Annotated in this window: 26 protein-coding genes and 2 tRNA genes; 15 read left to right on the top strand and 13 right to left on the bottom strand. The window is 41.6% G+C overall.

The genetic code is table 11. The features are described 5' to 3' along the window. Window positions 1-48: 48 nt before the first annotated feature. On the bottom strand, window positions 49-1,059 hold the full coding sequence (locus FTV03_RS12290; RefSeq protein WP_168378986.1) for an AraC family transcriptional regulator: 1,011 nt from the start codon (window positions 1,057-1,059) through the stop codon (window positions 49-51). A 111-nt stretch (window positions 1,060-1,170) separates the two neighbouring features. Here FTV03_RS12290 and FTV03_RS12285 point away from each other — a divergent pair, with 111 nt between their 5' ends. Continuing rightward, window positions 1,171-1,791: a hypothetical protein gene (locus FTV03_RS12285; RefSeq protein WP_180041558.1), complete on the top strand. Its 621-nt coding sequence runs from the start codon at window positions 1,171-1,173 to the stop codon at window positions 1,789-1,791. A 374-nt stretch (window positions 1,792-2,165) separates the two neighbouring features. Here the strand turns inward: FTV03_RS12285 and hisF are convergent, their stop codons facing one another. Beyond that, a complete protein-coding gene (gene hisF, locus FTV03_RS12280; RefSeq protein ID WP_306674445.1) occupies window positions 2,166-2,927 on the bottom strand; it encodes an imidazole glycerol phosphate synthase subunit HisF in 762 nt (253 codons plus the stop codon). Between the two features lie 110 nt (window positions 2,928-3,037). Between hisF and FTV03_RS12275 the strand changes: the two genes are divergently transcribed. The 3 genes from FTV03_RS12275 to FTV03_RS12265 are packed head-to-tail and all read left to right on the top strand — an operon-like array spanning window position 3,038 to window position 5,074. Beyond that, window positions 3,038-3,988 (top strand): homoserine kinase, encoded by a 951-nt coding sequence (locus tag FTV03_RS12275; protein WP_111884520.1) that lies wholly within the window; start codon window positions 3,038-3,040, stop codon window positions 3,986-3,988. 27 nt (window positions 3,989-4,015) lie between these two features. After that, window positions 4,016-4,642 (top strand): DUF1294 domain-containing protein, encoded by a 627-nt coding sequence (locus FTV03_RS12270; protein WP_180022370.1) that lies wholly within the window; start codon window positions 4,016-4,018, stop codon window positions 4,640-4,642. Between the two features lie 39 nt (window positions 4,643-4,681). Further along, window positions 4,682-5,074: a hypothetical protein gene (locus FTV03_RS12265; RefSeq protein ID WP_078190495.1), complete on the top strand. Its 393-nt coding sequence runs from the start codon at window positions 4,682-4,684 to the stop codon at window positions 5,072-5,074. An 89-nt stretch (window positions 5,075-5,163) separates the two neighbouring features. Here the strand turns inward: FTV03_RS12265 and FTV03_RS12260 are convergent, their stop codons facing one another. The 9 genes from FTV03_RS12260 to hisB form a co-directional block, all read right to left on the bottom strand. After that, window positions 5,164-6,051: a DMT family transporter gene (locus tag FTV03_RS12260; RefSeq protein ID WP_180041557.1), complete on the bottom strand. Its 888-nt coding sequence runs from the start codon at window positions 6,049-6,051 to the stop codon at window positions 5,164-5,166. 69 nt (window positions 6,052-6,120) lie between these two features. Beyond that, window positions 6,121-6,852 (bottom strand): 1-(5-phosphoribosyl)-5-[(5-phosphoribosylamino)methylideneamino]imidazole-4-carboxamide isomerase, encoded by a 732-nt coding sequence (gene hisA / locus FTV03_RS12255; protein WP_078190493.1) that lies wholly within the window; start codon window positions 6,850-6,852, stop codon window positions 6,121-6,123. A gap of 193 nt (window positions 6,853-7,045) precedes the next feature. Then, on the bottom strand, window positions 7,046-7,384 hold the full coding sequence (locus FTV03_RS17965; protein WP_257220776.1) for a hypothetical protein: 339 nt from the start codon (window positions 7,382-7,384) through the stop codon (window positions 7,046-7,048). Then, complete coding sequence (locus FTV03_RS17960) at window positions 7,372-7,809, bottom strand: hypothetical protein (protein WP_257220775.1); 438 nt, start codon at window positions 7,807-7,809, stop codon at window positions 7,372-7,374. The genes FTV03_RS17965 and FTV03_RS17960 overlap by 13 nt, the downstream gene beginning before the upstream one ends. 433 nt (window positions 7,810-8,242) lie before the next feature. Then, window positions 8,243-8,908, bottom strand: a complete 666-nt coding sequence (locus FTV03_RS12245; protein ID WP_180041556.1) for a 3'-5' exonuclease — start codon at window positions 8,906-8,908, stop codon at window positions 8,243-8,245. Between the two features lie 177 nt (window positions 8,909-9,085). Further along, on the bottom strand, window positions 9,086-9,559 hold the full coding sequence (locus FTV03_RS12240; RefSeq protein ID WP_180009274.1) for a DUF805 domain-containing protein: 474 nt from the start codon (window positions 9,557-9,559) through the stop codon (window positions 9,086-9,088). 267 nt (window positions 9,560-9,826) lie between these two features. After that, a complete protein-coding gene (locus FTV03_RS12235) occupies window positions 9,827-10,297 on the bottom strand; it encodes a DUF805 domain-containing protein (RefSeq protein ID WP_168378999.1) in 471 nt (156 codons plus the stop codon). A gap of 130 nt (window positions 10,298-10,427) precedes the next feature. Then, complete coding sequence (gene hisH, locus FTV03_RS12230; RefSeq protein WP_180041555.1) at window positions 10,428-11,045, bottom strand: imidazole glycerol phosphate synthase subunit HisH; 618 nt, start codon at window positions 11,043-11,045, stop codon at window positions 10,428-10,430. Then, window positions 11,045-11,638, bottom strand: coding sequence for an imidazoleglycerol-phosphate dehydratase HisB (gene hisB, locus FTV03_RS12225; RefSeq protein WP_078190487.1), 594 nt, complete (start codon window positions 11,636-11,638; stop codon window positions 11,045-11,047). The genes hisH and hisB overlap by 1 nt, the downstream gene beginning before the upstream one ends. Before the next feature lie 97 nt (window positions 11,639-11,735). Here hisB and FTV03_RS12220 point away from each other — a divergent pair, with 97 nt between their 5' ends. The 10 genes from FTV03_RS12220 (at window position 11,736) to FTV03_RS12175 (ending at window position 18,567) form a co-directional block, all read left to right on the top strand. Further along, window positions 11,736-12,125, top strand: coding sequence for a GNAT family N-acetyltransferase (locus FTV03_RS12220; RefSeq protein WP_180002798.1), 390 nt, complete (start codon window positions 11,736-11,738; stop codon window positions 12,123-12,125). A gap of 206 nt (window positions 12,126-12,331) precedes the next feature. Further along, window positions 12,332-12,407 (top strand) — tRNA-Phe (locus tag FTV03_RS12215). Between the two features lie 137 nt (window positions 12,408-12,544). Then, window positions 12,545-12,620: transfer RNA gene (locus FTV03_RS12210), tRNA-Phe, on the top strand. Window positions 12,621-12,771: 151 nt separating this feature from the next. Further along, window positions 12,772-13,212: a hypothetical protein gene (locus FTV03_RS12205; protein ID WP_180041554.1), complete on the top strand. Its 441-nt coding sequence runs from the start codon at window positions 12,772-12,774 to the stop codon at window positions 13,210-13,212. Window positions 13,213-13,242: 30 nt separating this feature from the next. After that, window positions 13,243-13,968 carry a hypothetical protein gene (locus FTV03_RS12200; protein WP_180041553.1) on the top strand — a complete coding sequence of 242 codons (726 nt, stop codon included), beginning with the start codon at window positions 13,243-13,245 and terminating at the stop codon, window positions 13,966-13,968. Window positions 13,969-14,073: 105 nt separating this feature from the next. Then, window positions 14,074-14,808: a class I SAM-dependent methyltransferase gene (locus FTV03_RS12195; RefSeq protein ID WP_180041552.1), complete on the top strand. Its 735-nt coding sequence runs from the start codon at window positions 14,074-14,076 to the stop codon at window positions 14,806-14,808. A gap of 193 nt (window positions 14,809-15,001) precedes the next feature. Next, window positions 15,002-15,529: a hypothetical protein gene (locus FTV03_RS12190; protein WP_373683023.1), complete on the top strand. Its 528-nt coding sequence runs from the start codon at window positions 15,002-15,004 to the stop codon at window positions 15,527-15,529. Between the two features lie 192 nt (window positions 15,530-15,721). Next, window positions 15,722-16,471 carry a hypothetical protein gene (locus tag FTV03_RS12185; protein ID WP_111885958.1) on the top strand — a complete coding sequence of 250 codons (750 nt, stop codon included), beginning with the start codon at window positions 15,722-15,724 and terminating at the stop codon, window positions 16,469-16,471. 79 nt (window positions 16,472-16,550) lie between these two features. Beyond that, window positions 16,551-16,829 (top strand): hypothetical protein, encoded by a 279-nt coding sequence (locus tag FTV03_RS12180; protein ID WP_180041551.1) that lies wholly within the window; start codon window positions 16,551-16,553, stop codon window positions 16,827-16,829. 376 nt (window positions 16,830-17,205) lie between these two features. Further along, complete coding sequence (locus tag FTV03_RS12175) at window positions 17,206-18,567, top strand: GGDEF domain-containing protein (RefSeq protein WP_180041550.1); 1,362 nt, start codon at window positions 17,206-17,208, stop codon at window positions 18,565-18,567. A gap of 51 nt (window positions 18,568-18,618) precedes the next feature. Here the strand turns inward: FTV03_RS12175 and FTV03_RS12170 are convergent, their stop codons facing one another. Further along, window positions 18,619-19,239, bottom strand: coding sequence for a hypothetical protein (locus tag FTV03_RS12170; RefSeq protein ID WP_180041549.1), 621 nt, complete (start codon window positions 19,237-19,239; stop codon window positions 18,619-18,621). Window positions 19,240-19,536: 297 nt separating this feature from the next. Here FTV03_RS12170 and tehB point away from each other — a divergent pair, with 297 nt between their 5' ends. Then, entirely contained in the window at window positions 19,537-20,409 is an 873-nt protein-coding gene (gene tehB / locus FTV03_RS12165) for an SAM-dependent methyltransferase TehB (RefSeq protein ID WP_180041548.1), read from the top strand. 145 nt (window positions 20,410-20,554) lie between these two features. On the opposite strand, the gene FTV03_RS12160 is transcribed toward tehB, so the two are convergent. Next, complete coding sequence (locus FTV03_RS12160; protein ID WP_373685115.1) at window positions 20,555-21,241, bottom strand: hypothetical protein; 687 nt, start codon at window positions 21,239-21,241, stop codon at window positions 20,555-20,557. Window positions 21,242-21,583: the final 342 nt, after the last annotated feature.

Here is a 21,583-nt window from a genome sequence, read left to right as displayed (position 1 = left end):
GGATTTTGCTGAAAATCACAATATATAAAATGATAACTGCGTCACATTTTAACTTACTGCTTCAATTTGCGATAAGCGCCATTGCTGTGGGGTTAAATTTCGCCATTGTTTAAACGCACGTTGAAATGCACTCTGTTCTGAATAACCCAGCAGTAGCGCAATTTCTTGCAAACTTAAATGTGGGTCTCTTAAAAATTCTTCAGCCATCATACAGCGGACCTCCTGCATGCGTTGCTGATAGGTGCTGCCTTGTTGTTGTAAATGGCGTTGTAATTGTCGGACGGACAGATTCAGTTGAGTAGCGACATGTTCAATTTGGAACTGATTTTTTTGTAAACCCATTAAGATGGCTTGCTGTAAGCGTTGGTCGATTTGCGTGGTATTCGGCAGCTTTTCCAATAAAGACTGTGCCTGTTGCATTAACAGTTTTTGTAAGGTCTGATCGCCTTGGGAAAAGGGGCGAGACAGTTCTTGAATGGGAATAATAACCTTCGACTTTTCTTGGGAAAATCGAACTTTACAGCGAAAATATTGTTCATACTGAGCGACATTTTTCGGTGCAGGATTATGAAAATGCACTTCGTGTAAATTAATATCTTCAAAACGCATGAATAATTTTAGAAACTGCAGCATTAAGGCAATCGCAATTTCATCGGTCAATTGATTGGCCATATTCATGGGTAAATCATTCCAACCGATCGAGAAAAAATCATTTTGAATATCAATCAGCAATGGACTACCATCGAAGATTAAGCGATGAAAATCATGGTAGCGGAGCAGCGCTTCGCCTAAGTTTTCACAGGACAGGGCAATATACGCAATGATGCCAATATGTTTGGGTTGCACATGTTCTGCAATTTCTAAACCCAGCGCTGGCTTTTGGATCTTTTGATCTAAATCCATCAATAAATCACGCCAAACGGCATAATCAAAACGTTCTAAGTTTTGAACTTTATTCAGTTTTTCAGGAATGGCAATGCCTTGAGCTTGGTGATAAGCATAGAGCAAATGGCCCAGTCCTCCATAGACCGATCCTGTATAGTCCTTGAGTTGTTGCATATTTTTTTAATTCTAAATTTTGTCGTGTTTTGTCAATAATATTAAAAAAAACGGTCAATATCTAGCCCTCTTCATTACCTATAGTGGAGCTAAGAAAAGGAGATATTGGTCATGTTAAAAGGTTTTATTGCAGGGTTGGTCGTCGCCAATGCCTTTGAATGGGTCGCGCATAAATATGTTTTGCATGGGACACATCGGTCAGGCAAGCCACGTTTTAGTCCAGTACCGAAAAGCATGAAATCACATTGGGAACATCATCGTGAAGTTCGAAAAACAGATTTTCATGATCATGGCTATGTTGAAGGTGTACAGAACTGGCGCACGAAAAATGAAATATTGTCTCTGGTGGCAGTTTCAGCTGTATTTGTCCCGCTGTTTTATCCCATTTCCAAAGGAATAAGTTTGTCGGTGCTGTATTGCGCAGGGAATTATTATTATATCCATCGTCGCGCACATCTTGAGCCAGAGTGGGCGATGAAAAAGATTCCATGGCACTATGACCACCATATGAACTCAAATCAGGATGCCAATTGGTGTGTGACTAAGCCGTGGTTTGATTATATTTTAGGGACTCGAGTGATCTCCTCGGCAAAATTACAGGAACAGAACCCATTGGGTGTGTTACTACCGACAGCGATTGCGAAACCATTGTCACACTGGGTCAATCGGGTATTTCCTGCAAAGTGGGTCGCTGAGCGTGAAAAGCCAGTTGCACTTCTTGAAACGGTCTAATGTGAAAGCGTTGTACGTTGTGACAACAAGCTTTTCTACCCAATTGAGTTGTCGCAATTTGTCAACAAATTATGAATCTACTGTCAATCAAATGCAGTGCAAATGCCCTATATTTAAATCATCAAAAGGCTTGTACACGACGAGTTGATTGATGAAGTTGCTATGTATATTTTTTCATTTGTTTTAAGTATCAGACCAAGTGCTGTAGTTTTTCTTGGTTTATAGGAGCCGACAAGGCTCCTTTTTTTATGTCTATAGTGGATGAATTAAATTGACGATTCGCTGCTACAACTCCATGGCGTTGCATCAAAAACACCAAAGCAAAAAAAGAGCGAATCATCGCTCTTTTTCAATCCTCATTGAAAACGAATCAATTAAAGACGCATTTCAATGCCTTGTTCTGCAAGATATTTTTTCGCTTCAGGAATGGTGTGTTGACCAAAGTGGAAAATAGAGGCTGCAAGCACCGCATCTGCGCCACCTTTTAAAATGCCATCGGCCAAATGTTGGAGATTACCGACACCACCAGAAGCAATGGTTGGAATGGTCACACGGTCATTGATGTTACGCATCAGTTCAAGGTCATAACCGGCTTTGGTTCCGTCAGCATCCATCGAGGTGATGAGTAATTCACCTGCACCGAAGTCCGCCATTTTTACTGCCCATTCGATGGCATCGATACCGGTTTCTTTACGACCACCGTGGGTGAAAATTTCCCATTTATTGTCGCCAGTTTTTTTTGCATCAATCGCAACCACAATACACTGTGCGCCAAAACGCTGAGAGGCTTCTTGTACAAATTCAGGGTTATAAATAGCCGCAGAGTTAATCGAAACTTTGTCCGCACCCGCATTTAATAACAGGCGGATATCTTCTACTTTACGCACGCCACCACCGACTGTTAATGGCACAAATACAGACTCAGCCATACGCTCTACCGTACGGTAAGTGGTATCACGACCATTTGAGGTTGCGGTAATGTCTAAGAAGGTAATTTCGTCCGCACCTTGTTCGTTATAACGGCGTGCAACTTCAACTGGATCGCCTGCATCACGAATATCAAGAAATTGAACACCTTTCACTACACGACCGTTGTCCACGTCGAGGCAAGGAATAATACGTTTAGCAAGCATAATTTTTTCCAAAAATAACAGCCGATTATGAAACTTCGCGACTTAGATGCTACACCTTAGTAGTCGGAGCGGTTATTCTATCAAAAATATGTAAGTTTTTTCGCAGGTTTTCTATGTCGGTTTATACCACTTTGACTTTAAAGGAAGTTCAGGATTTTGCAGCACCTTATGGACTGGAGGTGATTGACCTGATTCCGATTCAAGGCGGTATTCAAAATACCAACTATTTTATTGTTTGCGAAAATGGCACGCAGTATGTATTAACTGTTTTTGAAGAGATGGACGAGCAAGGTGCAGGGGAACTGGTCCCTGTACTTGAACATTTGGGGCAGGCTGGTCTAGCTGTGCCTGTACCGCTGAATCATTCGGGTAAAGCGATTCATAGCTTAAAGGATAAACCTGCACAGATTGCGCCACGCATGCAAGGTCAACATCCCATGCCTGCGAGCTTAGCGCAAGCAGAAGCGATTGCTGTAGCCCAAGCGAAAATGCATGTGGCTTTACAAGATTTCCCTTTGGAACGTGCAGAATATCGTGATCATGCTTATTGGTTACAAGTTTCACGTGATATTCGTCCAACATTAAATGAAGCAGATACCACGTTACTTAACAATCTGTTGGGCTTATATGACATCTTAACGGCGATGTATCCAGACCGTCCTACCGGTTTTATTCATTCTGATCTGTTCCGTGACAATACTCTATTTGAAGGCGATCAACTCAACGGCATTTTAGACTTTTATGAGTTAAATAAAGACGAACTCTTGTTTGATATTGCTATTACTTTAAATGACTTTTGTACTGAATATCCGGATGTACATTTGAATGAAGACAAAGCCATTGCCTTTTTAAATGCCTATGAAAGCGTGCGTCCATTAACCGCAGATGAAAAATCATGCCTAGAGTTATATTTGGCGATGGCGGCAGGTCGTTTCTGGATGATGCGTTTACAGGTGGCACAGAAAAATGCGGCAGAAGGCCGTACAGGGGATGATATTTTGCAGAAAAACCCTGCTGAAATGCGTAATATGCTGATTGAACGATTAAAATTCGTCACTGCATAAATTTTAAAAACAACGAGGGGGAAAAGCATGCGTGATCAAGGACGCTTAGTAGAATGGTTTGATGACAAGGGCTACGGCTTCATTCAACCGAACGATAGCACCAAAGATCGCGTATTTTTGCACATTAAAGATTTTTCCCGTCCCGGCCCACGACCAATCGTGGGCTGCGCGTTGGATTATGCTGTGATCTTAGACGAACGCGGACGCTTTCGTGCACAGCAAGTGCATTATTTAAAAGCCTCACAAACCAAAGCTACACAACGCCCTAATAAAAAAAATGTGGTGCAGATGCCGCGTCAGGCAGAGCCGATGCAAATCTTGTGCATCATTTATATCCTCGCCTTGGCGGGTTTGTCTGTGGCGGGTTTACTCAGTGGCATGGTGCTGCTTTTTGTGAGTATTATCAATGTCCTGACCTATTGGTTCTACGCTCAAGATAAAGAAGCTGCGCAAATGGGGAACCGACGCGTGCCAGAAAATACACTGCATCTTTTGTCTTTTTTAGGTGGGTGGCCGGCGGCATGGCTGGCTCAGCAACGTTTGCGGCATAAAACACAAAAACAACCATTTCGAAAAATATATTTCTGTACTATAGCCTTTAACATATTACTGATTTTATGGCTGATTTCACCATTTAATATCCTGCATATCTAGGGTGGAATGATCCGCAAAATCATCATGACGGAGAGCGAAATGAATTATTCCATTGATAAAGATCCAAACCGCCTGCTCACGATTATTTTGTATATTCTTTATATTGTGGCGATTTTTTCTGCCGGCTTGCTTGCGGTCCTCGCGTTGATTATTAATTACGTCAAACGCAGTGATGTGCGCGGCACGATTTTTGAAAGCCATTTCACTTGGCAGATTCGCACGTTTTGGTGGTATCTCATTTGGAACATCATTGCTTTCGTGCCTTTTATTTTTCTGTTCTTTACCGGCAATAATGCCAATGCTTTTGCAGGTGTAGCACTGGGAGCGAGTACCTTCTGCGTCACGGTAATCGGACTGTCTTGGTTATGGATTGTGTACCGCGCGATTAAAGGTTTAATTCGTGTCAATGACAACAGACCGATGTATGACTAATGCGAGTTCAGAACTTTTTGGCATAAAAATCTTGGCATTAAAAAGCGACCGTATGAGTCGCTTTTTTGATCTAATAGAGGATGCAGAAATTAGCGTTTCTTTAACCATTTCGGCCGCCATTCACTCACAATCACACCAAGAACTACACACAGTCCGCCAATGAGAGCGAGCGGTGTTAAGCGTTCACCGGCAAGCCGCCCAATGATCGCGGCCCAAACCGGTTCACCTGCATAGATGATTGCCGCCTGTGCAGGATCAACCATACGCTGCGCCCAGTTCATCACCAATTGAATTACGGCGCTGGCCAGCCCCAATCCGCAGAGTACAGCGATTAATGGCCATTCAAATTTTGGCAAAGTGGTTTCATCCACCAGTGGGGCAAAGCAAAAACAGAACAGAGAGGCAAATGCCAACTGTAGAACCGTCACTCTGCGCAGATTGACGCGGGGTGCAAAATAGCTGATCAAGATAATTTCAAAGGCAATGGCAATCGAACCGAGCAGCGTAATGATTTGTCCAAAATTGAGCTGAATAGCGCCAAAACCATTACCCGTTAAAAAGACCAAACCGACAAAAGCCAAACTTACACCTAGCCATGTCATCACATGTGGTTTATGCCGAAAACAGAGCCACATAAAAATCGGAACCAGCGGTACATACAGCGCAGTTAAAAAAGCCGATTCGCTGCTGCTGATACTTTGCAAGCCGACTGTTTGCGTCGCATAGCCGATCGCAATTACCGCGCCAATACTTGCGCCCGCAATGACATCGTATTGAGAAAAATGTCTAAGATATTTGAGCGATAACAGACTCACAGCCAGTGTAGCTGCGGCAAAACGTAGACCGACAAACAGCACTGGACTGCTAAAATTTAAACCGTATTGCACGGTGATAAAACTGGCGCCCCAAATCATGGTAATCAGGATGAGTGCGAGCTGCGGAAACTTGGCTTTCCAAGCAGATTGGACGGTTGACATGTGTATTTGATTGTTTGAAGAGGAGAAATAAAAAAAGAGGCCCGAAGACCTCTTTTCTGCTCGGGAAAATTACAAGCTTTGTTGATCAAGCAGTAATTGAGCTTCACGAAGGTTCAATGTGCCTTCATAAATTGCACGACCGGTAATCGCACCTAAAATACCCGGTTGGCCTTTTAAGTTACGCACGTCGTCAAGGTTGGTCACGCCACCCGATGCAATAACAGGTAAGCCTGAATACGTTGCAAGGTTAACGGTTTGTTCAACGTTCACACCTTGCATCATGCCATCACGTGCGATGTCGGTGTAGACAATGCTTGATACGCCAGCATCTGCAAAGCGTTTTGCCAAATCAGTAGCTTTCACGTCTGTGACATTTGCCCAACCATCTGTTGCCACCATGCCGTTCATGGCATCGATACCAACAATGATATGGCCTGCAAATTTTTTGCACGCTTCTTCAACAAATTCAGGCTCTTTTACCGCTTTTGTACCAATGATGACAAACGATACGCCTGCATCAAGGTAGTGTTCAATGGTTTCAAGAGAGCGGATACCACCACCAATTTGAATTGGCAATTCAGGCTGTGCTTTAGCAATCGCTTCAACCACAGGCTTATGAATCGGTGTACCAGCGAAAGCACCGTTTAAATCTACCAAATGTAAGCGACGCGCGCCTTCATTTACCCAATGCTGTGCAGTTGCCACTGGATCGTCAGAAAATACGGTATCGTCTTCCATACGACCTTGTTTTAAACGGACACATTTGCCATCTTTCAGGTCAATTGCAGGGATGATCAGCATGCTTTCGCTCCTTGCTCAATCAAATTAAGAATGAATTTGTGCCTAATCTTATCAAATAAACGGCTATTCACTAAATGCTAATATCAGAATTGATGAATTAAAAAAGCCTGACATAGGTCAGGCTAGTGCGAATAAAGGATTGGATTTTATTCTTGGTCTAAAAAAATGCGCTGTGTATTCGCGTTTTTAGTCATTAAACATAAGCGGTTGTTTGTAATAAATCGCTGTTTACGGATTGAAGTAAGGTGCCGACATCGTACAAGCCTTGATTGAGAGCTGTGGTACTTTCACCGACCACTTGAACAAGATCACCGACCACAGGAAGTTCAGTGGCAATCGATGTAATCGGTGCAATGTCATCCAGTAAGGCATCTAAAGTGCCTGAAACATCTTGCACGACACCACCTACACTTGTTAAAGGAGCATTCAGGACAGCTGTTAATAATTCGGTAGGATCAATACTGGCTACATAGCCGCCCGTTTCAGCCAACAAGCCTGTTAAATTGCCTGTAGTTTCGCCTACTGCATCCAATAGACCGCCCAGCAATGGCAGGTCAGAAAGTGCGTCTGTGATTGGTGCAGCCCCCCACTGAGATGATCAACCAAACCTGCAACTTCAGTCACAGTTTGACCGACCACACCAGTTATGCCATTGAGAGCGGTCTGTACACCGCCGAGAAGATCACCTGTCGCGAGTTGATCGGCTACCGCATGTAAGCCATCGCCTAAAGTGCCGATCAACTGATTTTCAACTGCCAGTACTTTTTCGATGGTCCCCCCAATGAGTGGAAGCTCAGTCAGTGCATCCGTTAAGGGGGCTGTTAAGCTACTCACGGTCTCTAAAACGCTGTCTACAGTATCCAAAACAGTATTTAAAACCAGTCCAATCGCTTTACTGATTCCTTGTAAAGTCAGGCTGAGTACACCGCTGATTTTTCCTGTAAATAAGTTCAACATGTCAGGTTCTCCAAGCTTTTAAATTATGATGTGTTATGTATTTTGCAGACTTGTTTTAGCAAAAGGAGATTGATGAAAACAAATTATGAAAGTATAGAAAGAATGAGATAAATCATGTAATTCTGCTAGAAAACCAAGAGAGATCAAAACCTTAGTTGAATAAAAATACAAATGTATATTAATGTAATTAAAATGAGTTAAATCAAAGATATAAATGTACTTAAAAGGTGCAATTTTATTGTTTTTAGGCTGTGCTGTGACTATTTTTAAAGCAATAACGTACTGTTCAAATCTTTAGCGCAAATAAACTGCAAATTCATTGGCACTCTTCAGCCGATCTTTGCACTTGGTCATGCCATAGATTGGGGCAATATCCAGTTACAGAGTGGTTACATCGCTGAATATAAATTAAATCATTAAAATAATTAAGGGTTTATAATTTCATGTGCGGACGAATTCTTAGTTTGAGGGAGGTATTGGGAATGGTTTTAGGTAATAAGCCACGTTGTAATAATTCTTCAAAGACCAAAACAGGGGCATAAGCATCGGCAGCGGCATAACGAATTTGTTCTGGATTTAAGCGCTTTTTGGCCCAATTCGAGGTGCTGACCGATTTAGATTTTGGAAAATTTACAAGAAAAAGCAGTGCCATGGCATTTTTTAAACCGACGGGTTGGGTTAAGCCAAAAGAAGCAAAGCACTTGGAGAGTTCCAAGACACTATTCAGTTCGATGCCTTTTTTACGAAATAAATGCGCATCATTTTTTAAGCCAAAACCTACTTTAATTTGATCCCGATTACTCAAGATTGGTCTTAAAAAATCCCAAGTGCATTCGTTCATTTGAAACAACCACGCCTGTTGCGCCGTCGCAAGTTGGATTAAATGTGGACCGGTAGAGACCTCACCTTTACGAAAAGTCGGCTTAGATTCAGAGTCGAAACCGAATAAGGCAGTCGTCTGCAATTCATCGGCCCAGTGTTGGCATTGTTCTGCATTGTGAATGACATGGATCTGCTCTGGCACTAAATTTTGGAACAATGGAAAATCTTTAATCTGTTCTTTTGTTGGCAAAATAGGTGTCAGTAGAGCATCAGTCATTGTGATTCAATTCAAAGGCTTGTTGTTGCAGCCTAGAGCGTTTAGGTCGGAAATGCAAATACCGAGATGTGGCGTTGAGCATGAGCGATTGACTCATCGGCCTGTCATAGCGCGTTGCTATGACAGTGACGAGGGTACTTAAACACAGTGACCAAGAGACTTAAAGTCAGTGACGACTTAAAATAGAAAACGCGCAGTAAATAATACATTTACCAAGATCAGTAAGAATAAACCGATAAAGAGAAAGGCGAGAACCACCTCCCATGTTTTGGATGCACGTGGCTCACCATATTGATTGGCATTTGCAGACCCGGGGATGAGCATCAGCGCAATGCACATGACGATATTGAGCAACGGAATCAGCTCTAAGAGTGCAAACCAGCCTGAGAGATTAAAGTCATGCAAACGACGCACTGAAAAAATCATCAAAGGGATCAGCATTAAAACATTTAGGATAAATCCAATCACTTGCGTCATTGGATTTTCAGCGTGAGCTATTAGGGCATTGAGGGTATTGGGCATCATGCTGACGATCAGTAGCATCAATATGCTCAGCATGAGGCCATAAAAGACATTCCAACCGATAAAAGACATGCGATTAAAACGACCGTCACGGTTCCAACCAGAGTTTATATTGGGTGAATTATTCATATTAAATGATCTTAAATTATCGTAAAAAGTATTGTTATCATTCATTTTTAACCGCAAAAATTGAGCTAAAAACGACATAAAAATGTGAAAAAGTACAGGATTTGATCCTGAACATAAAAAGCGCGTTGATTATAAAGGTAAAGTACAAAAAAAGCCCACTTGTGTGAGCTTGTTTGAATAGGTGTATTGCTGTTTAGAGCGATCTAGGCGGCATCTAATGATTTATCATTATTGTTGTTGAATCGTGGCTTGTTGAGAGCGGATCACTTAGTTTTGGTAAGACGGAATCATGATCGCAGCAAGTATCCCGACTATAAACACCACGATATACAAAACAGCCAGCACTGTTTCCCAGCCTTTGGTCGGGCGTGGTTGTCCAAAGCTATTACTACCGCTATTACCCGGTGCAAATAACACATAGAGCGCAAACAATATATTCACTACAGGAACTAAGATCAGCAGTGCAAGCCATCCTGAATGGTCTCGGTCATGTAAACGACGGATTAAGAAAATGACGCTGTAATAAATGACGATGGCATACATGATAAAGAAAATAATCATGAGTGGCGTTGACATAGCACCCTCAGTCAGCGCATTTTGCGCACCGGGTATGAGCAGGCCGACCACAACAGCAATTAGCGTAAAAATAATGCCGAGAAGTAGATTCCATGCAAGATATGCGCGACGGCTAAAGCGACCACTGGCTTGGGTCGGTGAGTCAGATGTGAAGGTATTCATTATTATTCCTAGGCGTTGGTATTTTTATAAGTAGGCAAATTCTAAAATGAATATGTAGAAAATAAAAGGATGAAAAATAAACTGTACAAAAAAGCCCACAAGGAGCGGGCTTTTTTGCGGTGAAGGAATTTTAAATATCCCATTCCACAAAGTTTTTCAGCAATTGCAGACCGGCTGTATGACTTTTTTCTGGGTGAAATTGTGTCGCAAACAAGTTTTCCTTGTGAATTGCGGTACAAAATTTCAAACCATAGTCACAGGTTGCAGCGACTATGCTTGAATCTTGCGGCTCTACATAGAAGCTATGTACGAAATAGAAACGAGCATCTTGCTCAATGTTTTTCCACATCGGGTGGCTAGGGTCTGCCTGATGCACTTGGTTCCAGCCCATGTGCGGCACTTTTAATCCCTCTATGTCAGGGAAGCGTTTAACCGAACCTTCAAAAATACCCAATGCATCTGCACCGCCATTTTCTTCGGAATGCTGCATTAAAGCTTGCATGCCGACACAGATCGCAAGCACAGGTTTATTAAATGCCGCTTTACGGACCACATCATCAATGCCTGCATCATGCATGCCTTGCATACAGTCACGCATTGCTCCCACACCGGGGAACACAATTTTATCTGCTTGTGCAATCAGCTTAGGATCATTGGTGACATCAACAGTTGCACCCACGTGTTCGAGGGCTTTTGCTGCTGAGTGAAGATTTCCCATGCCATAGTCAAGAAGGGCAATACGGGTCATTACAATGTTCCTTTGGTAGACGCAACAGTATTTTCGGCACGCGGGTCAACTTCACACGCCATACGTAATGCACGGGCAAAGGCTTTAAATACGCTTTCAATTTGGTGGTGGCTGTTTTTACCTTTTAGGTTGTCGATGTGCAGCGTCATTAACGCATGGTTCACAAAACCTTGGAAAAATTCAGAGAAAAGATCCACATCAAAAGTCCCGATGCGCGCGCGAGTGAATGGAATATCCATCCAAAGACCCGGACGGCCAGATAAATCCACCACAACACGACTCAGTGATTCATCGAGCGGCGCATAGAAGTGACCGTAGCGACGTAAACCTTTTTTATTGCCCAGTGCTTGAGCAAAAGCTTGACCCAGTGTAATCCCACAGTCTTCTACAGTATGATGATCGTCAATTTCAAGATCGCCATCACAATGAATATCAATATCAAACAGACCATGTCGCTTGATTTGATCAATCATATGATCTAAAAATGGAACACCAGTGTTTAAAGTGCCTTGACCAGTACCATCAAGATTCACACGAACTCGAATTTTGGTTTCGTTGGTGTTTCTTACCACTTCACTGATACGATCTGTCATAGACACGTTCCTCAAATACGTCAAAATGATTGATGTAAAAATATTTTCGCTGTGACGAAAAGTCACTGCATATTAGATTGCTCAGGAGGGTTTATCAATGCCTATTACCGTACATGCCTATACTTCTTTAGAAAATGATGAAGTGCGCAGCCAGCTTGAGCGACTGTATGACACCAGCCCTGAGTTTAGCGACGGTTCCGATGCGATTGAACAACTTGAGCAGAACTTAGCTCAGTATACCTTAGTTTATACTGCAGAATTTAATACAAAATTGATTGGTGCGATTTGGTGTACAGGCCAAGGTGAAAGCAAAACCCTTGAATATATTGTGGTACACCCTGCAAATCGTGGGCGTGGTGTTGCAGAGCGCTTGGTCAGTGAGACCACCCGTATGGAAGAAGAAAAAGGGGTGAAGACTTTTGAGCCGGGTTGTGGCGCGATACATCGCTGTTTGGCGCACATTGGTAAAATTACTGCGGCTGAATAACTGGTCCCCCAATTGAAAGCAGCCATTGAGCTGCTTTTTTGTTGGATAAATACAGTTTCGTCACTGTAATTTCAGCTGTGGAAATTTGAAATCACTCAAAAAATAAGCAAATAGTGTGAAATATTGATTTAAAAATAAACATTTGCACAAAAAAGCGCAACGGATGCTTGACGCCATGAGACTGAAATTGTTTAATACGCCCCATCGGCGTGATAGCTCAGTAGGTAGAGCAACGGATTGAAAATCCGTGTGTCCCCAGTTCGATCCTGGGTCTCGCCACCATATTCAAAACTGATTTTTCAGTTTATCAATCCCTGATCCCATCAGGGATTTTTTTTGCCTAAAAAATATGCATACGAAAAATATTTTTATAAATATGATTGACTAATTAACTGAGATGCGGCTTAATACACCGCATCGGCGTGATAGCTCAGTAGGTAGAGCAACGGATTGAAAATCCGTGTGTCCCCAGTTCGATCCTGGGTCTCGCCACCATATTCGAAAAACCTCAAACGATTGTTTGAGGTTTTTTTTCGTCTGCTGTTTTTCAGGTGTTGATATTTCGCACAGTTTAACTGCTACAATCGATGCCAGATGATGGGCCCAATTGCTATAAGAAAATTATTAAAAAATAAGGGTTAAGGTTATGAAAAAAATATTATTTCCTGTTTTGATCTGCATGATTGCCTTGCTGAGCGCATGTGGTGGCGGGGGCGGTAGTAATGTCGATTCTTCCTATTCTAAAACCATTATTCAAAATGGTGTGACCTATGAATGTAAAAGTGAAAATGCAGCAGCGCTTTGTGATAATGGCAATTGTTCTTCTTGTGAATCATCGCTCGATAAAATAATCACAGCATCATGCAGCACCAGTATTTCCGCAGGGCAAACAATTTTTGCCGTGACCAAAACGGGCTGTGTATCCAATATGAAATCGGGCAGCAGAATAACTGCAGCATGTGATAATGGTCTGCTTAAATTAAAAGTTGGATCTAACTTTAGCTTAAATCAGGTGATTAACACGGGTACGACGATGAGCTCTGGTGAATATATTGTCGGCACAGAAGTGCTCCGCTGCAGGCTTTAATCAAATGAACATAGTTTCGTGGAGTGACAGTTGAAGCGACTTCAATATGCGGCGCTTGGACTGCTCTGTTTTGCACTGGGCTATATTGCGGCATCGTGGAATGACCAACCAAGCTTGACGTCGCCGCCACCTGAGCACTCGCTTGTCTCTTTGGCGACGAGTAATCCTGTGGCACTCTTGGCTTTAGATCAAGATGCCTCGGATCAGCCTCATTCTAAAGATATACAGCAACAACTCAAAGGCCAACATCTTCAGCTAAAGAGCATTATTCAGCAGACTTCAGATCAACAATTGGGGCAATATTTACAGCAGGCATTTCCCAATTACAGTTTTGCAGGGATTCAAAATAAGCAGCAGTTTGCGCAGCAGATGTTAGACGAATTTCTACAAGCCAAAAATGATCCGCAGCAGCGATTGGCAGGGCAAGCGTATGTGACTGATCAATCACAGACAGATGTAGATCAAGTTTTACCTCGTGAAATCTATGTCACACAGCCGTTGTATGCACATTTTGATACCATGGGTAAAGTTCCAAACAATACGCAAGTTATGGTGCGTTGGACGCATCGTGATAGCGGTGAAGTGCTGCTCTTTACGCCACGCAAAGTTAGTGAGCAACAGCAACAAAACTGGGTGAGTTTCTATCCCATGACTGGATGGAAAACTGGTCATTATGATGTGAAATATTATCAAATGAATGATCAATTAAGCCCGATTGCACAGACCAGTTTTTATATACAGCACGTGATTGAGTAAATATTTGAAGCTCAAATTTTATCGCTGAAGCAATGACTTAAGTGCTAGTTTCCAACCCTAAAAATTCGATTAAACTGATAAAAAAATAAATAATGAATTTTTACAATGAAAGACCTTTTCTCTACAGGGAGTGCGCTGTATCAACAATCACGTCCAAGTTATTCTGCTGAAGTTGTCGATAGCATCTTGCAGCATGTTGCCGTGCGTGAATTGGCATGGGACTGTGGTGCAGGTTCAGGTCAATTTACCAAAGGTTTGGCACCCTATTTTCAACAGGTTTTAGCGACAGATCTGAGTGCTGAGCAATTGGCACAAGCACCCAATTTAGATAATGTGCGTTATGAGCAAGCTAGCGCCGAACATTGTCCGCTTGCCGACCATTCAGCGGATTTAATCACAGTCGCGCAAGCGATTCATTGGTTCGATTTTGCTGCATTTTATGCAGAAGTACGACGCGTATTGAAACCCCAAGGTCATATCGCCATTGTGGGTTATGGTCTGATTCAATTTGAACACGCGGAATTGAACCAGCTTTTACAGGATCTGTATTTTGTCACGTTAAAAGGCTATTGGGATGCTGAACGTTGTTACATCGACGAAGAATATCGCAGTATTCCGTTTCCATTTCAGGAGTTAGCGACACCTCAGCTGTTTTTAAATTACAGGTGGAGTTCACAGCAAATTTTGGACTATTTGCAAACATGGTCTGGGTTAAAACATTATCAACAGCAACATCCGATACTTCAACCATGTGCAGCTTTGCACGACTTCTTTAGCCGTCATCCGCAGCAAGAGTTTGCTTTGTCATTTCCTGTGCTGTTAAGAATTGGAACAGTATAAAAAAGAAAAAGCAGTGGTAATGCAGATAGGTAAAGGATGATATCTCAAGTCCAGAATGAGCAACGTGAGGTTTAAACTAGCTGTGCTATCCTGCCGTTTGTCGGGGTTAAATCTGGTAAATTGATTAATTGTTGTACAATAATAGCAGTGTAAATTTTTTCAATTTTCTATTTTTAAATCTCTTGGAATGAACATGATGAATCTCCCTAAATCTGTTTCCGTTTTGGTTTTTGTTAGTGCAGCAATGACGGCTATGAGTACATTGGCTGCGGAAAAAGCCACTACAAAAGCTGATGAAACCGAACAACAAGCTATTCAGATGCCTGCTTTAACCATTATGGCAGAGCGTGAAATGCGTGCAGAGACGGGCATTGTTGAGTATCAAGAGCAGGTGGATCGCCGTAAAGCCTTACAGCAACGGGTGATGCAACTTGAGCGTGATACTCAAAACAAAGGTGTCGATGCAACAATCGTGTCAAATATTGATATCTTACCTGCCACAGCAGTGCCAGATATGTCGAATTTATCGCCTTTGATGCAACAGCATGTTTTAAATATTGCCGCAGGTTTGCAGTCTTCTGACCCACGCAATGGTTTATATATTATGTTGCAACCCTTTGGGATTGACCGTAATGCGACCAATGTGCAAATCAGTCGTGAGCAAATCAATCTCGGAAACATCGACCGTCAGTTAAATACCAATCCGATTAAGACCCCATAATCGAATACATCTCTACAGTACATTGAAGGCGAAAATTCATGTTTTATCCATGAATTTTCGTTTTGATGGCATGCGCAATTTAAGTCTATTTACATTGATGTTTTCAAATAGCCTTCTTAAAAAGCATGGCTATTTTATCGTCAATCTTCAAACTTTTGGTTAAACTGAATAAAAGGGCATTCGGAGCTCATTATGCCGCGTATCTTTGTTGTCTTGGCCAGTGCTACGGTATTGGTCTTTGGATGGATGTTTTATCAATATTCAGTACAGCAAAAAGAAGCTGTGCAACTCTCGACCTATGAAACGGTTTTGCGTGAAAAAACCGAGCAAATTTTTCAGCAAGCTCAGCACTGGGAAGAGCCGATACAACTCAATGTGACAGATGCACGGCTAACGGGGGATTATAAAATCATGTCGGATTTTATTTTGAGCCAAATGCTGCAGCGTGCAGAAGCGCGGAATCAATATATTCGTGATCTTAAAGCACTGAATTGGGATAAATTTCTCGATATCGATCGCTTATTAAAAGATAAAAAAAACCAATATCAAGAGACTGAGCAAATGCTGCAGCAGGTGCATGCAGTGGTCGATGCTTATGAACAAAAAACCACACAGCAAGAGGAAAATGGTTTAGCGCAGGCCAAACAGTTGGCGGTCAAACAGGTGTTTCGTCAGCAAATTGCGCAGAGTTTAAGAGACAGTCGTGATAGTGATGAGTCGCATGCTTTATTTGAGTTAGAAAAGCAAAGCTTGGCGAAGGCTGATGAGCTCTTTGCTGTGCTGAAAGCCAATAAATGGGAAAAGAAAAATAAATTATTTATGTTCTATGAAGATGCGCCTTTAAAGCAGTTTAATCAGCTTTATACAGAGATGTTAGCGCTCAATGCACAAATGGATGAGATCCGCCAAAAGAACCGTTCAGAGTTGAAACAAAAGCTTTAACTGACTGTCATCTCTCTTTCAAAATTGCGCGATAAAGTGGCTTATAGCAAGGTTTTACATCATATAGAGGTCCATGCTCATGCGAGCTATTCAGATTTTTGATGATATTCAGCAGGTCTATATCGACTTTATCGCGAACCGCCAATATCCACGTTTGGAAAGTTTAAACAATTGGGGCAAGAACCGTTTTTTCTTCAGTCAGTATTTTCGCATGATTGAAGATTGGCATCTGACTGAACAGATTGTGATTGAATTTAATCAACAATTTTATAGTTTGGATACAAGGACGGCGCCTGACTTTATGGATCAAGATAAATACATGGCTTGGTTGATGGAACAATTACAAATATTAAAATAAGTCCTTTTCATTCAAATTATTCAGCACAACTTCGAGACATGTTATGCAATTCAAAGCCATCCTTTAGCGGATGGCTTTTTTGTTGTTATCGAGCATCATTTTGGGAACTGAGTTCCGAACTAGCACGAATGGCGCAAAAAACATTGGCTTTAAAACAGTCTTTGATTGTTTAAATTGCAAATTTAATACAACTATCAACCAATAGTGTGACTTAAATCACTTAAAATACGCCGAAAATTTAAACATAACTTTTTAGCCAGCAGCCCATAACTCATAAGAAGCTGAGCTGTATTGAACTTGCAAAAATTCTAACCTTAGACCGATTGGCTTTGAATGAAAGGTTTATCGCCATTTTTAGAGACGATTTTTTTAGCGTATGAAAAAATTAATACTGCTATGGCTTGCCATATGTGCGGTTTCATTGGTGTCGATAGGCTATACCTATGAATTATTCATTAGCCCTGTTTGGGTGGTAAATGCATTCGCTGCCTATGGCATGGTTTTAATGCGAAAGCATTTAAGTCACGATTTACTGATCGTGCTTTATGCTTTTAGTGCGATCTTTGTGGCTTCGCTGATGGTCGATCCTGCCAAAATCTTAGAAGATAAATTTCTCCTGTGTGCGATTTCGGCATTTCAGATTTGGGTATTTATTAAAGCCTATTTAGCGCTGAGCCATTTAAAAAAACGCCGCTTTAAGCGAACCCTAATGTTAGCTGTTCCGAGTATCGTGAGTGCTTTTGCAGGCAGTCTCTTGTTTGTGGCGTGCTTTCAGATGGACAACCAATACTTTGCCTTTGTTGATTATTTTCTAGAGCAATTTGCAACAAGTTTGGCTGTGGTGTGTTTACTGTTTGGTGTTCAGCGCTGGATGAATGTGCCGTGGGTGGATTATGGCTATCTGATCGTGGCACTGGCCGTCCAATATGTGATCTCAAATGATCAGATCTTCTATGCTTGCATGGTCTTGCCTTTATTGATGTGTTACTACGCGATCAAATATGACTTCAAAACCTTTTGCTGGCTGATTGGCTTAATGACGCTGATCTGTGGCTGGTATGGTGCCATGCCATTGGCTGGGGAATATTGGTCGGATGCACAGGTACATATGCTCTCGCGGATCAGTTCTTATCGTTTGGCATTGGGTATTTATTTGATCATTTTTCTGTTTATTTGTGAGCTGTATGCACGAAATAAACGTCTATATTTGGCTTTGCAACGTGTAAGTTTTTGCGATGAGTTGACGGGACTGAAAAATCGCCATGCCTTTAAAGAACAAATATTTATAGAGGGTGCGGTTGATAAAGGCTGTGTCATTTTGCTCGATGTCGATAATTTTAAAAAAATTAATGACCAATATGGGCACCAAATGGGGGACAGTGTTTTGGTGCATTTGGCAAAAATCTTAAAAAATTGTAGTCCACGCGCGAGTTTTATCAGTCGCTGGGGCGGTGAAGAATTTTTAATTTTGCTCGAAGGTGCCGATTTGGAGCAGGGTAAAATGTTGTGTGAAACAATTTTGGAACGCTGCGAACATGTACCGTTTCGAAAAGATCAATTAAGGCTAGATGTCAGCTTTAGTATGGGCTTGGCCGAGTTTCAACAGTTGAGTTTGTCTAATTACTCCACGACTCTACAGCATGTCGATGCCTGCCTATATCAGGCGAAATCACAAGGGAAAAATCAGTTTGTTTATCAAAAGATTATTCCGTTAGCAGAAAGCAGTATTGCAGTCTAAATAGGCAAAAAAGATGCCGTGAAGGCATCTTTTTTAGCATTTAATCAATGATTAAGCTGCTTTTTTGAACCAAGAAAAGAAACCTTTTTTCTCAGCTTTCGCTGCTTCAGCTTTTTTCTCTGCACATTTTTTAGCGCAGTCTTTTTTCGCTTCAGCTTTTACTTCTTCAGTTTTAGTTTCAACAGCTTCTTTTGCATCAGTTGCTTTTTCTACAGCTGCATCTTTTGCTTCAACAGTTTTTGCAACGACAGCATCTTTAGTTGCTACAGTTTTTGCTACAGTCGCGTCTTTTGCTGCAACAGTGTTTGCAACAACAGCGTCTTTAGCCGCTACAGTTTTTTCTACAGTTGCATCTTTTGCTGCAACTGCAGTTTCTTTAGTTGCTGCTGCTTTTTCTACAACTGCTTTTTTCATGTCAGCAGTTTTTGCTTTAGTGGTTTCTTTCACTGTTAAAGTTTTAGTTTGAGTCGCTTTTTCTGCAACAGCCACTTGAGTTTTAGCAGCATCTTTAGTTGCTTGAGCAGCAGCTACAGTTGCAGTTTTCGCTTGTGCAGCTTGAGCTTTTACAGCTTCAACAGCAGTCGCAGGTTTTTGTTCTACAGCAGTAGTTGCCATAGCAGAAGTTGTAGCAGCAACTAAAGCAACAGCTAAAGTAGTTTTGATCGCGTTCATAGTCATCACTCTATAAAACTTAGTTAAAATAAGGCATTGTAAATTTTATGCCTTATCAACAGCGCTTAGGTTACACGGCACAGAGTGAGGGATTCGATTGTGTGAATATTCCACCAATGTTACAAACGGATAACATGGTGTAACGCAGAAAAACAAACAAAAACAGCGTGCATTGCACAGCATTCGAAATTTTCAATTCAAAGCTGATTTAAAATCACTGTTAAAGCCGTTATTGTGAATATATATTTCTGCCATTGGTATGGCATAAAAATAAAGTCGCATGAGGGATAACATCAGATGCAGCAGCTTATTTGTTATAAACAGCTCCCTGTGTGGACGCAGCAGTCGATTCCACAAGGTTTTAAACAACAGCACAATACCAAAGCAGGCACTTGGGCAAAACTCACCGTACTGCAAGGTGAAGTGAACTTTGCCATGCTGGATGCGTCAGGAAATATCCTCTCGACGCATGTATTTAGCCCAGATCAGCCACCGCCGTTTATTGAGCCGCAGGCGTGGCACAAAATTGTGTCTGCGAGTGACGATGTGCAATGTCAGTTGAGTTTTTATTGCTTAGTACAGGACTATTTTTATAAGAAGTATCAACTCAGCCCAACACATTCAGAAATTTTGGCAGCAACACCATATTTGCAAGGTGGTCGAGCTTTGGATGTCGGCTGTGGGCAGGGGCGTAATTCGCTGTACTTAAGTCAGCTGTCTGAGCAGCATTTTGAGGTGGATGCTTGGGATGTGAACCCACACAGTTTGCATAAGCTGCAAGAGGTGATCGCTGCGGAAGGCATTGAAAATATTCATGTACAGCAGCGTGATCTAAACGCTGACCCAAGCATTACAGGTACATATGATTTTATTTGCTGTACCGTGGTGATGATGTTTTTAGAAGCCAAGACAGTGAAGCCTCTGATTCAACATATGCAGCAAGCCACCAATATCAATGGTTATAACCTGATTGTCTGTGCGATGGATACGCCTGATATTCCTGCGCAGTCTGACTTTCCATTCAGCTTTAAAGCAGGGGAATTAAGTGCCTTGTATGAGGGCTGGAACATTGTGAAATACAATGAAAATGTCGGGGAGCTGCATCGGGTGGATTCAGAAGGGCAGCGGATTAAACAGCATTTTGCGACTTTGTTGGCGCAGAAAATTTAAGCTTAGAATTGTAGGATGTTGAGTTGAAGGGATGGGGATCAACTCAACACTTACTTAATACTGGAAAAATGGGAACCATTTTGAGCTAGTCAGGCTGTATGTGTACTTAGAAAATTCAACCAATTGAATATGATCCTACTCTGATTTAAGGCTGATAAATAAAGCCCAAAGCTTTTAGAGGCAATTGAATGATGTCGATAGTGAGTGTTAAAGGCAATAGTGGTAATTCTGCCAATTTTTCCTGCCCTGACTTTTTGACATAGCCACTTTGGTCTTCGTAATGCTGGATACGGATCTTATAGGGATGGCTTAAGGGCTTTAAATCTGCGGCATTCGCAACTTTTGGGTAAACCGTACCTGCAATTTCTAAGTTAAACAGGTGATCTTGTTGTTCTGCCTTTGAACAATCACATGGTGCTACACCATATTGGTTGAATAATGCCCTTTCCGTAGGACTTAGTGTTCCATTGGGAGGCGCATAATAAAATTTAAAGCTTCCGCTAAATTTAGTGCTGTTCGGGCTCGGAGAATTAAAGTCAAGTTCTCGATGGAGACGAATATATTGTGGATTGAGTTGGCTTATCAGTTGAATAAAATCAGCACCGCCTTTATTGATCAAATAGCTGTATTTATTGCCTGCGACTACGATGCTATCGATTGGTTCATTGGGTATTGCTTTAGCAGGTTTGCCAAATGCGATCACATCATCTTCAAGGATTGTTCTCCATGCATATTTTGTTTCGTATTTTTGAAACAGATCACGGGAGAGTTCACCGATTTGATTATTTGTAACGCAAGCTGTAAGAAAAATAAAAGTGCTTAGGTAGCTCATCTTTATGAGGTAGTGAAGTCGTTTATTTATCATTGTTATGCATATTTAAGTTTTGGTTCAGGCCTTACCATAATTCAAAAATCGCTGAAAATCGAGAATTAACGTTTTAAATTTTAAATATGCTAAGACGTTTTTTAAGGGTTGTTTAGCACGGTTTATTGCTGAAGATTTTTGAACAAAATTTACTTCACAATGGACATTCCCTCTCCTTTTAAGCATAGGTATCTACACAAATCCCAAGTTTTGGGTTAAATTGAAGAGCATGCTCTTCAATTTAATATCTCCCATCTTGATACACGTCTCGTCAGACGATACAACGCCCTCGTAAAGCTTAATATGAAT

Source organism: Acinetobacter sp. YH12218, assembly GCF_013417925.1.
In the GTDB taxonomy this organism is placed as follows: domain Bacteria; phylum Pseudomonadota; class Gammaproteobacteria; order Pseudomonadales; family Moraxellaceae; genus Acinetobacter; species Acinetobacter amyesii.
The sequence above is the reverse complement of the archived record's forward strand: the minus strand, read 5'-3'. Positions and strand labels throughout refer to the sequence as shown.

Bases quoted from the DNA above. Each gene is read 5' to 3' on its own strand.
- FTV03_RS12160 (WP_373685115.1), bottom strand. From the start codon at position 21,241: ATGAGCTACCTAAGCACTTTTATTTTTCTTACAGCTTGCGTTACAAAT.
- FTV03_RS12205 (WP_180041554.1), top strand. From the start codon at position 12,772: ATGAAAAAAATATTATTTCCTGTTTTGATCTGCATGATTGCCTTGCTG.
- FTV03_RS17960 (WP_257220775.1), bottom strand. From the start codon at position 7,809: ATGTTGAACTTATTTACAGGAAAAATCAGCGGTGTACTCAGCCTGACT.
- FTV03_RS12185 (WP_111885958.1), top strand. From the start codon at position 15,722: ATGCCGCGTATCTTTGTTGTCTTGGCCAGTGCTACGGTATTGGTCTTT.
- FTV03_RS12175 (WP_180041550.1), top strand. From the start codon at position 17,206: ATGAAAAAATTAATACTGCTATGGCTTGCCATATGTGCGGTTTCATTG.
- FTV03_RS12260 (WP_180041557.1), bottom strand. From the start codon at position 6,051: ATGTCAACCGTCCAATCTGCTTGGAAAGCCAAGTTTCCGCAGCTCGCA.
- FTV03_RS12285 (WP_180041558.1), top strand. From the start codon at position 1,171: ATGTTAAAAGGTTTTATTGCAGGGTTGGTCGTCGCCAATGCCTTTGAA.
- FTV03_RS12270 (WP_180022370.1), top strand. From the start codon at position 4,016: ATGCGTGATCAAGGACGCTTAGTAGAATGGTTTGATGACAAGGGCTAC.
- FTV03_RS12275 (WP_111884520.1), top strand. From the start codon at position 3,038: ATGTCGGTTTATACCACTTTGACTTTAAAGGAAGTTCAGGATTTTGCA.
- FTV03_RS12290 (WP_168378986.1), bottom strand. From the start codon at position 1,059: ATGCAACAACTCAAGGACTATACAGGATCGGTCTATGGAGGACTGGGC.
- FTV03_RS12220 (WP_180002798.1), top strand. From the start codon at position 11,736: ATGCCTATTACCGTACATGCCTATACTTCTTTAGAAAATGATGAAGTG.
- hisB (WP_078190487.1), bottom strand. From the start codon at position 11,638: ATGACAGATCGTATCAGTGAAGTGGTAAGAAACACCAACGAAACCAAA.
- FTV03_RS12190 (WP_373683023.1), top strand. From the start codon at position 15,002: ATGATGAATCTCCCTAAATCTGTTTCCGTTTTGGTTTTTGTTAGTGCA.
- FTV03_RS12265 (WP_078190495.1), top strand. From the start codon at position 4,682: ATGAATTATTCCATTGATAAAGATCCAAACCGCCTGCTCACGATTATT.
- hisH (WP_180041555.1), bottom strand. From the start codon at position 11,045: ATGACCCGTATTGCCCTTCTTGACTATGGCATGGGAAATCTTCACTCA.
- hisA (WP_078190493.1), bottom strand. From the start codon at position 6,852: ATGCTGATCATCCCTGCAATTGACCTGAAAGATGGCAAATGTGTCCGT.
- tehB (WP_180041548.1), top strand. From the start codon at position 19,537: ATGCAGCAGCTTATTTGTTATAAACAGCTCCCTGTGTGGACGCAGCAG.
- FTV03_RS12245 (WP_180041556.1), bottom strand. From the start codon at position 8,908: ATGACTGATGCTCTACTGACACCTATTTTGCCAACAAAAGAACAGATT.
- FTV03_RS12180 (WP_180041551.1), top strand. From the start codon at position 16,551: ATGCGAGCTATTCAGATTTTTGATGATATTCAGCAGGTCTATATCGAC.
- FTV03_RS12235 (WP_168378999.1), bottom strand. From the start codon at position 10,297: ATGAATACCTTCACATCTGACTCACCGACCCAAGCCAGTGGTCGCTTT.
- FTV03_RS12195 (WP_180041552.1), top strand. From the start codon at position 14,074: ATGAAAGACCTTTTCTCTACAGGGAGTGCGCTGTATCAACAATCACGT.
- FTV03_RS12240 (WP_180009274.1), bottom strand. From the start codon at position 9,559: ATGAATAATTCACCCAATATAAACTCTGGTTGGAACCGTGACGGTCGT.
- FTV03_RS12170 (WP_180041549.1), bottom strand. From the start codon at position 19,239: ATGAACGCGATCAAAACTACTTTAGCTGTTGCTTTAGTTGCTGCTACA.